Annotated in this window: 9 protein-coding genes and 1 tRNA gene; 7 read left to right on the top strand and 3 right to left on the bottom strand. The window is 47.8% G+C overall.

The genetic code is table 11. The features are described from left to right. The first annotated feature begins 1,546 nt into the window (after positions 1-1,546). A complete protein-coding gene (locus QUA27_RS26450) occupies positions 1,547-1,786 on the top strand; it encodes a hypothetical protein (RefSeq protein WP_333071934.1) in 240 nt (79 codons plus the stop codon). Positions 1,787-1,872: 86 nt separating this feature from the next. After that, positions 1,873-3,495 (top strand): MBL fold metallo-hydrolase, encoded by a 1,623-nt coding sequence (locus tag QUA27_RS26445; protein ID WP_333071936.1) that lies wholly within the window; start codon positions 1,873-1,875, stop codon positions 3,493-3,495. A 322-nt stretch (positions 3,496-3,817) separates the two neighbouring features. On the opposite strand, the gene QUA27_RS26440 is transcribed toward QUA27_RS26445, so the two are convergent. Beyond that, positions 3,818-4,129, bottom strand: coding sequence for a DUF6679 family protein (locus QUA27_RS26440; protein WP_006633466.1), 312 nt, complete (start codon positions 4,127-4,129; stop codon positions 3,818-3,820). 601 nt (positions 4,130-4,730) lie between these two features. On the opposite strand from QUA27_RS26440, the gene QUA27_RS26435 reads away from it, so the two are divergent. From QUA27_RS26435 to fba, 5 genes are all read left to right on the top strand, one after another. Next, positions 4,731-4,886 (top strand): hypothetical protein, encoded by a 156-nt coding sequence (locus QUA27_RS26435; protein WP_158307982.1) that lies wholly within the window; start codon positions 4,731-4,733, stop codon positions 4,884-4,886. Between the two features lie 12 nt (positions 4,887-4,898). Further along, on the top strand, positions 4,899-6,977 hold the full coding sequence (locus QUA27_RS26430; RefSeq protein ID WP_333071933.1) for a CapA family protein: 2,079 nt from the start codon (positions 4,899-4,901) through the stop codon (positions 6,975-6,977). 137 nt (positions 6,978-7,114) lie between these two features. Next, entirely contained in the window at positions 7,115-7,984 is an 870-nt protein-coding gene (locus tag QUA27_RS26425; protein ID WP_445243511.1) for an aldose epimerase family protein, read from the top strand. A 67-nt stretch (positions 7,985-8,051) separates the two neighbouring features. Continuing rightward, positions 8,052-8,123, top strand: a tRNA-Lys gene (locus QUA27_RS26420). Between the two features lie 193 nt (positions 8,124-8,316). Beyond that, complete coding sequence (fba, locus tag QUA27_RS26415; protein WP_006633469.1) at positions 8,317-9,396, top strand: class II fructose-bisphosphate aldolase; 1,080 nt, start codon at positions 8,317-8,319, stop codon at positions 9,394-9,396. A 299-nt stretch (positions 9,397-9,695) separates the two neighbouring features. Here fba and QUA27_RS27560 read toward each other — a convergent pair whose 3' ends face one another. Then, positions 9,696-10,055, bottom strand: a complete 360-nt coding sequence (locus tag QUA27_RS27560) for a hypothetical protein (RefSeq protein ID WP_445251554.1) — start codon at positions 10,053-10,055, stop codon at positions 9,696-9,698. 105 nt (positions 10,056-10,160) lie between these two features. Further along, on the bottom strand, positions 10,161-10,532 hold the full coding sequence (locus QUA27_RS27555; RefSeq protein ID WP_445251553.1) for an NB-ARC domain-containing protein: 372 nt from the start codon (positions 10,530-10,532) through the stop codon (positions 10,161-10,163). Positions 10,533-10,729 lie beyond the last annotated feature (197 nt).

The following is a 10,729-nucleotide window of genomic DNA, read 5'->3' as shown; positions in this document are numbered from 1 at the left end:
CAAGTTACATCGTCAAATATTTTTAACTGGTTTACACACTGCTGTTATTGTACCTCATCTTTTTGAGAAAGGCTATAAATGAGTTGAGATACTCCAATCTATACACCATTAATTGAAGCAGTCTTATTTGATTTAAATGTTGACTTAAGGCTATTAATGCCGAGATATAGCAGGTTAAATAAGTCATTTACGACTTCATTCGTTCTTAAACCAAACTCTAAAAACTACTGGTATCTCTAGGTTAAAATTCGCAGAACGACGAGTCTCAGTCAATCGATTGTGCGATTTTATATTTTAGATTTACCCACGGATAAATGCGGGGGATTTTCGATTTTCGATTTTCGATTTGGGATTGATTCCACGGATAAATCCGGGGGCTTGTACCATCAAGAAATTCTTGGTCAGTTATCTAGAATCTGTGCAAAGCGCAGCAGTCATTTCGTGACGGCAGTCAAAAAACTAGAATTTAGCACAAATCCAACGATAATATTCGAGAACTACGAGGTGATGTTTGACTTAAAACCAAGCTATTACACTCTGTTTAAGCCGCGACGGGTTAGCTGACAAACAGCTCAAAAACTCCACCCCAAACAATACCCAAATGATAAAAGAAACGAAAATTACAGACTGGTTGGAGACTCATAGACCTGAGATTATTTCTGGCAAGTTACTGGGATTTGTAGAGGATAAATATCCTCCCTTGTCGGGGGATTTATCTGGCTATGTTTGGGGTAAAACAAAAAAAACACATCGTTTTTCCCCTAGTCAAAGAGCGGAGTAAACAAACCTATTATGGGGCAGTCAGTCGATTTTAGATTTGAGTTTTGAGACTTCGGCGAGACTTTGGGCGAGCCGTCGATCCCCGCTTAGTCTCGCCGCGCTCAGACGTTGGGCGAGCTGTCGAGTCGCGCTGAGTCGAACGATTTGAGATTTATTCCACAGATGAATCTGGAGCTTGAACAAGAGTCTAAAACTTTGGGCTGCGGGCGATTCCTGTCGGAAACTTATATCCATTTTTGGGCGGGGTCAATCGATTTTAGATTTTAGATTTTAGATTTTAGATTTTAGAATGGAAGCATAGACCCCATGGATAAATTCGGGGGGCAAGTTTCATCGGATACAGGTTTTTTATTTCTCCAGGGATGAATCCGGGGGCTTGTATCGTGGATTCTTGCGGTCAAAAAGCCATTTAAACTCTCTCTTGGATAGCCAGAAGGTTTGCTTAGAAGAATGTATCAAACTTTTACAAAGAAACCGATCAAACTCATAAAGTCTCTCTCTGCCCTGGCAACAGCAGTTAGCTAGCACGATACTGGTTCCCCGTTTTTCAGATTGGACAATACACAGCGCTGAAAACCCTAAAAATGAAGAATTGTAAAGTTTTATCAAGATGTTTGGGCATCTGAATTAAAATCTTCTCATAAAAAAGACGAGCTTTTACCAAGCGCAAATTGTGGAAAAAGGTTTAAAACTCAGAATATGAGATCGAGCTCGTTGCTCTTATATGGTGCAATAAAATGTAACTTTTGATGCAAGAACCAGTAGCATGAACTTTGTCGAAGGCCCAATGCCGATCAGGCAAATGCCTTCGGAAAATCACCTTCTTGGCGTGCATCAAATCTTAAGTGCAATTACTTTCCTTGCACGAGAGCCGGAGCCTTCGAGCAAACATTTAGCTCTAGGGCTTACGCACCAGAACTTTGATAAACCGGGTTTTTTAACCGGGAGCGAGGGCGGCAACAAAGTGTTTTCGTTCATCAAACCCGGTTTCAGCGTCCGAGACTGAACTCGATCGAATGAATGCAGTCGCAACCAATGTTTAAATGTGGCGATACTGCAAGTTGCGTGCAAAGCAGGGAGCTAACCGCAGTGATGGATCTCGATTGTTTACCTTACGGCGCAGGCCACGCACAGGAAGGGGTCTGTCTGCTAGTGCGAATGGGGCCGCACCGCATTTTACTCGACTGCGGTGTAGAGGATATTGCACCGCTGTCAGCGACACTAAATCGATCGCTGCCAGCCGATTTTGTGGTGTGTACCCACGCTCACTCTGACCATGCCAGAGGTTTGCTAGCACTCCATCAATCTTTCCCCCACTTGCCAATTTACGCCAGCAAAGTGACAGCGCGACTGCTACCGCTCAACTGGCCAGAACTGGCTCAGCAGCCAGAGTCCCGGTTCTGCCAGGGACTGCCATGGCAGTCGCCGCTCGAAGTGCGCCCAGGACTGAGCGTGCAGTTGTTCCCGTCAGGCCATTTGCCCGGAGCGGCGACTGTGCTGCTGACTTATGCCGCGCCGCACCGCACCTACACCGTGGTTTACACCGGCGACTTTTTCCTATCCAATTCTCGTTTGGTGGAAGGTTTGCCCCTGGGAGAACTCAGGGGCATGAAACCGGATGTGTTAATTTTGGAAGGCAGTTACGGCACGGCGCGCCACCCTCACCGCCGACAACTAGAAAATCAGTTAGCCGATCGCATCCACCGCGCCATCGCCGACGGGTACTCGGTACTGCTGCCCGCGCCGGCCCTTGGTTTGGGCCAAGAAATGCTGATGCTGCTCCGCAGTCACCACTACTTTACTGGTCGCGACTTGGATATTTGGGTGGACGGCACTGTCGCTGACGGGTGCGACGCTTATCTGGAACTGTTACCCCAATTTCCCACCGCCGTCCAAAATTTTGCTCTGCACCAACCTTTGTTTTGGGACGAAAGGGTGAAACCCCGCGTCCGCCGGCTGTCTGCCGAACAACGCCCCGGATTGGGAGCCACGCCCTGTATTGTGATTACTGACCAAATAGCTGATTTGGCTTTGTATGTTGCAGATGCCACAAATCCTTGGATTTTGCTCGCACCTCAAAAACCAGGATATCCCGTCAGCAACTGGCCCGAATCCGCAGTCAGAAATGTCGAAACTTATCTGCTAGCCGAACACTGCGACGGACCGGGGACGACCCAACTCATCCACAATTTGCGTCCCCAGCACGTAATTTTACTCCACGGTTCCCCTGCATATTTGGCTGACTTGGCTAACTTGGACGAGCTGCGAAACCGCTACCAGTTGCACACTCCGGCGGCCGGAACACTGGTAGAATTGCCGATCGGGGAAATGTTTTTGCAGCCCGCTATCCCAGAAACTAACTATGAGGGAGAACTCAGCGAATTGGGGACAGAGGTAGCAATTAGTTTACCGAGTCCGATTACAGCCGATCCTCGGTGGGCCAATTTTGCCGATACCGGTTTGGTAGAAGCGCGCTGGCAAGGCGAAGAACTGGTACTGCGCGGCATCTCCCAGCGGGAACTGCTTTTTCAAGGCAGCGCCGTTCAGGCAAACCTCGAATGCTGCGGCAATTGTCAGCACTACCGCAGCCAGCGCTGTTGGAACCAGTCCAGTGCTTTGTTTGGCTTTAAAGTTACCCCCGACGGTTACTGTCCCGTGTTTAAAGCGATACCGGAGTCGGAACTTTTCCTAGATGGCGAAACAGACGGCGAATAAGCTCTGGGACACCTACAAACCAGCCTGCAGGTCCAGAAAACAAAAAAACCATCCTAGACGCAACCAGACAAAAAACCCTGTTTCAGCAGGGCTAGGGTGTCGCGCATTGAATTTTTAAACTACTGTGTATTTACGCTGTTGTCCCGTGGGCAGCAGATCCCGCCCTCAAGCTTAAATTTAAAGGCAAAATAACTTATGTGGTCACAACCCAGAATATGTTTGGCCTAAACCGGGTTTTTTGCATAATTTCTCCACAAAAAAGGGAGAAAAGTCGTTTTCTTTTCCCCCAAGTTTTCCTTGTGCCTCAAGCGCGAGCTCAAAACTATTCCAAATTCGAGTCCGGGTAGTGATTGCGAATTTGTTCGGCTTCGGGACAATCGTCAGAAACTAGGGGTTCGCAGTTAGTTCGGGACACCGAAGCCAACTTCTGGGACACAGCTCCAATACTTTCGAGACGCACCATTTCTTCCCAAGAGCTGATTTCGTCTTCTTCGTCGGTTTCGTAGCGCAGCGTGACTAGATCCCCTTCAATATCTAGGATACGAGCGCGCTCTATCCAACGTTGCTGATCTCGAAGAAAAATAGAAACCTCACGACCATCACAACAGAGTTGATAGATTTTGCGCTGTAGCATTTGTCAGTTCTCCTGCGCAGTGTAACTTGCTTAAAATATGGCCTGTTTACAGTAACGTACTTTGGGTTTTACATCGGAAGGCACAGCCGTGTGGACTGGCCAGTTTCACGTTTTCCGCAACTTTGGTACCGATGGGAGTTACCAAATTTGATTTTACCACCAAATCTATCTAGTACGCCATTTATCCAATTACAGGTTGTGCAGCCAGTGGCATCCCTCGTGAGAGGCATTTGCCAGCATAGATCGAAGCATTAGGACTTGACAAAGGCACGCGATTAACAGCGACAATAAAAACAGACTCTGCCTCATAAATCTCCCTCTCTTTTGCCTCAATTCCCCCAGAAATATATTGTTTCGACGTTTGTTTTATCGCCCACTAACCCCTCTTGGCTCAATCTCAAATCTCAAATCTCAAAGCGAAAGCTCTAAAGCGACACTCAAACAGCGACAATAAAAACAGACTCTGCCTCATAAATCTCCCTCTCTTGTGCCTCAATTCCCCCAGAAACCTCTTGTTTCGACGTTGGTTCTGGCCCCGATTACCCTCTGTGAACTCAATCTCAAATCTCAAATCTCAAATCTCAAATCTACCGACCTGAGTGTGATAAAAATCACTGACAGCAGGCAGCCCCTAAATGTAGAAAATGGTGGCGGCCAACAACTAGCTTCAAAACGGGCAGCGGAACCTGTGGCGGTTAAGCTAAAAGAATTGCGGTTCCGTTCAAAACAAATTGGAGTCATTGCTCGTGCGTATTAAGGAGGCTAATTGATGGTGTACGCAGAAAATTGGTCGCAGCCGTCTATCTTGGAGCTAGCGCGATCGGGCAACTTTCAAGCCCTCAATTACTGGATTGACAGCTTGCTGCGACCCGAAGGGATTTATGCCCGCGTCGAACAGGCTCAGGCCGGCTGCGTCCAAATCCTCGTAGAATTCCAGCGCGAATTTGCGCCAGATACTACATTACTCGGGAGCACTCTCCGCGAAGGCTTAGTCAAATTTATTTGCCACCAACTCTGGAGACTCAACTCGCCAGCAGTAGAAGGAGTGCGAATTCACGCGCGCTTGGCTGGGGATGCAGACATTCTCTGGAAACAGTCAGTGCGAATTGTCACTCCGGCAAACCGCCAGCGTCGGCGTTACCGTTCCCTACCAGTCGTCGATTGGGTTAAATTTAAAACGTATCGTTCTCTGCTGCTAGTGGGATCGGCACTTGCCTCTTTTATTTTAGGGTGTTGGGTCAGCTACCACGAAGCTCTGACCCTGCAGTTAGTATCTCCAGTATCCGCCTACCAGCAAACTGCGGTAATGTCGGGGCCGCCTCCAAAACGTGCAGATACGGTGCAAGCGGCCTTAGAAGTGGTACCAGTAGTACAGCAAAAGCAAGTTGCTAATCCTTACGACCCAACAGTAACGCTGATGTTCGGAGGAAATGTGAATCTATCGGATGCGCTCGGAGCATCTGCTGCCAACGATCACCAATGGGCTTTCGCCAATATGGACGAGTACCGGCAAGCAGATGTGGCGATGGTTAACCTAGAAAACTCCCTGACTCGCTCTACATTGGGGTCTGGCAAAAAACAATTAAATTTTAAAGCCGATCCAGAATCGGTGAAAGTATTAACAGCCGGAGGAGTCGATATTGTCAATCTGGCAAATAGCCGCGCTATGGATTACGAGGAACCGGGGCTGGTGGAGACGATGAATACTCTAGATAATAGTGGGATTCAACACCTGGGAGCCGGCAGAGATATTAAAGAAGCGAGGCGTCCAGATATTATTGAAGTTAAGGGTCAGCGGATTGCCTACCTCGGTTATTACGATGCCGAGCTTAACGTCGCTGACCAAGGGAAAGCGGGCACTAACCCCCGCCGTAACAATCGCGTGGCCGAGGATATTAAAGCTCTTAGGGGTCAGGTAGACTGGATTATTGTGAATTACCACTGGGGAGTCGAATTGGCAGATTATCCGGGGGACTGGCAGATTGATTTGGCTCGGTTCACGATCGACCAAGGAGCTGATTTGGTAGTGGGACACCATCCCCAGGTATTGCAAGGAGCAGAAATTTACAAGGGCCGTCCGATAGTTTACTCGCTGGGTAATTTTATATTCGGCGGAAATGCTCGCAGGGATTACGATACCGCAGTCCTGAAAGTATCGCTCAAAGACAGGAATATGAAGGTAGAGTTTCTGCCTGTGGAGGTGAAAAAGTTTCAGCCGAATGTGGTGAAGGGAGCCGCAGCCGATCGCATCCTCAAACGTGTCGAGCAAATTTCTAGTATTTTCGATCGACCGATGCAATCTTCTGTAGTTCTCGATGCCCTAGTCCAGCCAGGAGCGGCATCAAAAACTCCAAATTCTCCATTGCCAGGAGCAGCAAAGAGCGGTACATACCAGCCCGGGCGAGGTTCCGGGGGAACCTCCGGTGAAAGCACTCAGCAAGGGCGCGGACAACCCAAACCTACTTTGATTTTGCCGGCTTTGCCGGCTGCGCCCCAACAGCCGGACAACTCCTCATTTTTCCCGAACGGGACAGGGCCTGCAATTGAGTCAAATCCGCCTCCGAATCAAAATTTGCCGCCGCGCATCTACCCCACTCAACCTCAAAATCCCAGCGGGGAACCAGAGCCGTTTACAAAAGAGCCATTCATCAAAGAACCGTTTATTTCGCCCCCATCTCCTACTCAAGGAGCAGTGCCGAGTCCCCAAAGCTATCTACCCCCGACTCGGGCTGTATCTTTTGAAGTCGCACTCAAAAAGCAGCCGGCCTCAGCGATAGTTCCAGCTAACAGCAGCAAACGCTCCAAGCACCGGATCGCCCTGCCTCCTATAGCTGGGAGAATTGGTTAGCCGATGGGGGTCGGAACAACGAGGAGGCAGGGGGAGGATAAGGGCGGTAATGGGTGAACATCAAGATACTAGCGACCAATTATTAACGACTGATTTACTGACAACCAATGATCAATGACCTACTACCGATGACAAATGTGTTTGCGATCGCGCTCAAGCAAAAGCAGTACAAAACCTATATCCTCTCCGACGAAGCCGCTAACTCTACTCTAGAAGTTGTGCCGGAACGGGGCGGTATTGCCACTAGCTGGCTGGTTGAAGGCAAAGAAATCTTCTATTTGGACGCGGAACGGTTCGCTAATCCCGATCTAACTGTACGTGGCGGGATTCCCATCCTGTTTCCCATCTGCAGCAATCTCCCCGACAATACTTACACGCACAAGGGAGTGGAGCGTCAGCTCAAACAGCACGGCTTTGCTCGAGACTTGCCTTGGACAATAGGCGAACAAGTTACGGAGGGTTGCGCTGCTATTACGCTGATTCTCGACAGCAGCGACAAGACGCTGGCTGTTTATCCCTTTGATTTCCAACTAGCCTTCACTTATCAGATTAAAGGCAATTCTTTGGAAATTTTTCAGCGATATACCAATCTGTCTGCTGAACCCATGCCGTTTTCTAGTGGTTTGCACCCCTACTTTTTGGCGACGGACAAATCTAAGCTGCGCTTTGATATTCCGGGGATGCAGTACAGAGATCAGAACACCCATGAAAAGGGTTACTTCACTGGAGTTTTTGACCCGACGTTGGATGAAATTGATGTTTCCTTTGACGAACTCACTGGTCTTGCTGCTACTGTCACTGACGCGGCGAGCGGCTTGCGGCTCACCCTCAGTTACAACTCCAGCTATGGGAAGTTGGTTTTCTGGATGGTAAAGGGCAAGGATTTTTACTGTTTGGAACCTTGGACTGCTCCTCGAAATGCCCTCAACACTGGCGAACACTTGATTTATTTGCAGCCGGGAGCGACTTGCGAGATGCTGGTTCGCATGACGGCAAATTTTATTTAAAAAACACTTGCTATTTCAAAGGAGGGGTGCTACTATTAGAAATTGTGTGCGGTAACAATGTTTTCGCGGGTCGCTAGCTCAGCGGTAGAGCATTCGGCTTTTAACCGATTGGTCTCGGGTTCAAATCCCGGGCGACCCATAAAAAATTTGTGAGTTAAAAATTTTGAGTTTTGAGTGGAATGCTCGGAGCTCAAAATTTTGTTTTTTGAACTTTTAAGTAAATCTGGAAAGATAGTGCGCGATCGGTGGCAAATTGTCTTAATATTATCGTAAGAATTGAGCTTGTCCAAAATTCACTGCCCAAAAATCACAAATAATTAGGAGGAATATCTATGGCGCTTGTACCTATGCGATTGCTGCTCGACCACGCGGCTGAAAATGGTTACGGCCTACCGGCTTACAACGTCAACAACATGGAGCAAATCCAAGCGATCATGCGCGCTGCTGACGAAACCAACAGCCCTGTGATTCTGCAAGCTTCTCGCGGCGCTCGCTCCTACGCTGGCGAAAATTTCCTGCGCCACTTGATTTTGGCAGCAGTTGAAACCTATCCTCACATTCCCATTTCCATGCACCAAGACCACGGCAATGCCCCCGGCACTTGCTATTCTGCCATGCGCCAAGGTTTCACCAGCGTGATGATGGACGGTTCTCTGGAAGCAGATGCTAAGACTCCCGCCAGCTACGAGTACAATGTTCAAGTTACTCGCGATGTGGTGAATGTTGCTCATTCGATCGGCGTTAGCGTTGAAGGCGAACTCGGTTGCTTGGGTTCTCTGGAAACAGGAATGGGCGAAGCAGAAGACGGCCACGGCTTTGAAGGTGCGCTTTCTCACGATCAGTTGCTGACAGATCCTGAACAAGCTGTGGATTTCGTCGAGCAAACCGGCGTTGATGCTCTAGCCGTCGCCATTGGCACTTCTCACGGCGCTTACAAGTTCACTCGCAAGCCGACTGGCGAAATTTTGGCAATCAGCCGCATTGAAGAAATTCACCGCCGCTTGCCGAATACTCACTTGGTGATGCACGGTTCTTCTTCTGTGCCCCAAGAATTGCTGGAAATTATCAACAGCAACGGCGGCAAAATCCGCGAAACCTACGGCGTACCTGTGGAAGAAATCCAAAAGGGCATCAAGTGCGGCGTTCGCAAGATCAATATCGATACTGACAACCGTTTGGCGATTACCGCTGCGGTGCGCGAAGCTTTGTTTGCTAAGCCCGATGAGTTTGACCCCCGCCACTTCTTGAAGCCGTCGATCAAGTATATGCAGAAGGTTTGTAGCGATCGTTATAACTCTTTCGGTTGCGCTGGTCACGGTACAAAGATTAAGCAAGTGTCTTTGGACGATTTTGCAGCTAAGTATGCTAAGGGCGAATTGAGCTCTTCTGCTAAGAAGACTGTAGCTGTTTAAGAATTTTAGGTTTTAGATTTTAGATTTGTCTGAGGTCTAAAGTTAGGATTGCCGGGTAACTGTGGAGTTGCCCGGTTTTTGTTTGGGCGAGTTTATGTATTTAGTTACTGCGCGATTGACATCGCTACTATACAAACTAAGTCTGCCTCCGCCGACTAAAAGATATCAATTACACCGCATAGGCGATCGCATATTGCCTCAGTACAGGTGAAATTGTGTAAAAATTTGCTTGTTGTTCAATCAAGCAGCGCCGCGATAGAGATTGCAGCGCATTTAGCAAATCTGAAGCCGGAATTCGGTCATTTGTCTAGCAATTTTGCCCGGTTGATTGGCTGGCTTTCTTTCGCTAACAAGGAGATTACTTGTTTTTCTAGTTCGGATAGGCGATCGAACTGCTGCTGTAAAACATCTTTCAAATCTCCCGGCAACAATATGGTATCATTTGGTAATAACTCTGTCACGCCTCCTCCCAAGTCTTGAATCAGATTCGCCACGCTTTTTAACCATAGGGGGTTGCCTTGGTAGCGATGAATGAGTGCTTCAGTGTTGTCGCTTTCTTCTAACCCATAATCTCTGAGTATTTCCTGTCCGCCGGCGATGTCTAAACCTTTGAGTTGTAAGGTACGAATGGAAGTATTTTGGTTTTTAACTTGAGTCACTTCTCTCGGTTGTTCCCAACCGATCAACAGAAAGCAGCTTTGATGGGATAATTTTTCTATTTGTTTTAATAAGGAGCGATATTCTTCGCATTCAGGTTTGTATTTTCATGCAAATTCCCCGCTACAGAAAAGGTTGTGAAAGTCATCTAAGACTATTAAACAGCGATGGTTTTGTAAATACTTAATCAGCGGTAAGCGTTTCTGGTTGGTTGGGGATGAATCTTGTTTTTCTGAATTTGAAAAAAGCTGTATTAGGTTAGATTGAAATTTTTCTATGGCGGGGAATTCGTCTAGTGTGTACCAAACTGCGTAGTCAAACTCGTCTTTAATTTGTTGTACGAGTTGCACTGCTAAGCTGGTTTTGCCGATGCCACTGATGCCGGTGAGGGTTATGAGGCGACAGCGTTGTTGTAGAATCCAGGTGGTGAGGGTGTGGAGTTCGAGGGGGCGATCGTAGAAATCACCCAACTCTGGCATTTCGCTTAAATCTTGATGTAGAGTTTTGATTTGTTTTGGGTTAGCTGTTTCTTGATTTGGTGGGTGTGAGTTTGGGATATTTGGCGGGTGTCTAGCTTCTCCACAATAATTAACGCAACTTACAGCATATTCCATGTATATATGATACACTCTATTTAGTACATAAGCGAAAAAAATGAAACCTTATTCGATTGAGT

Source organism: Microcoleus harperi Pol14_C6, from assembly GCF_036701295.1.
Taxonomy (GTDB): Bacteria; Cyanobacteriota; Cyanobacteriia; order Cyanobacteriales; family Microcoleaceae; genus Microcoleus.
Note: the sequence above shows the minus strand (reverse complement) of the source record. Positions and strands in the feature narration are given on the sequence as shown.

Bases quoted from the DNA above. Each gene is read 5' to 3' on its own strand.
- QUA27_RS26445 (WP_333071936.1), top strand. From the start codon at position 1,873: ATGGATCTCGATTGTTTACCTTACGGCGCAGGCCACGCACAGGAAGGG.
- QUA27_RS26430 (WP_333071933.1), top strand. From the start codon at position 4,899: ATGGTGTACGCAGAAAATTGGTCGCAGCCGTCTATCTTGGAGCTAGCG.
- QUA27_RS27555 (WP_445251553.1), bottom strand. From the start codon at position 10,532: ATGCCAGAGTTGGGTGATTTCTACGATCGCCCCCTCGAACTCCACACC.
- QUA27_RS26440 (WP_006633466.1), bottom strand. From the start codon at position 4,129: ATGCTACAGCGCAAAATCTATCAACTCTGTTGTGATGGTCGTGAGGTT.
- QUA27_RS26450 (WP_333071934.1), top strand. From the start codon at position 1,547: ATGAACTTTGTCGAAGGCCCAATGCCGATCAGGCAAATGCCTTCGGAA.
- fba (WP_006633469.1), top strand. From the start codon at position 8,317: ATGGCGCTTGTACCTATGCGATTGCTGCTCGACCACGCGGCTGAAAAT.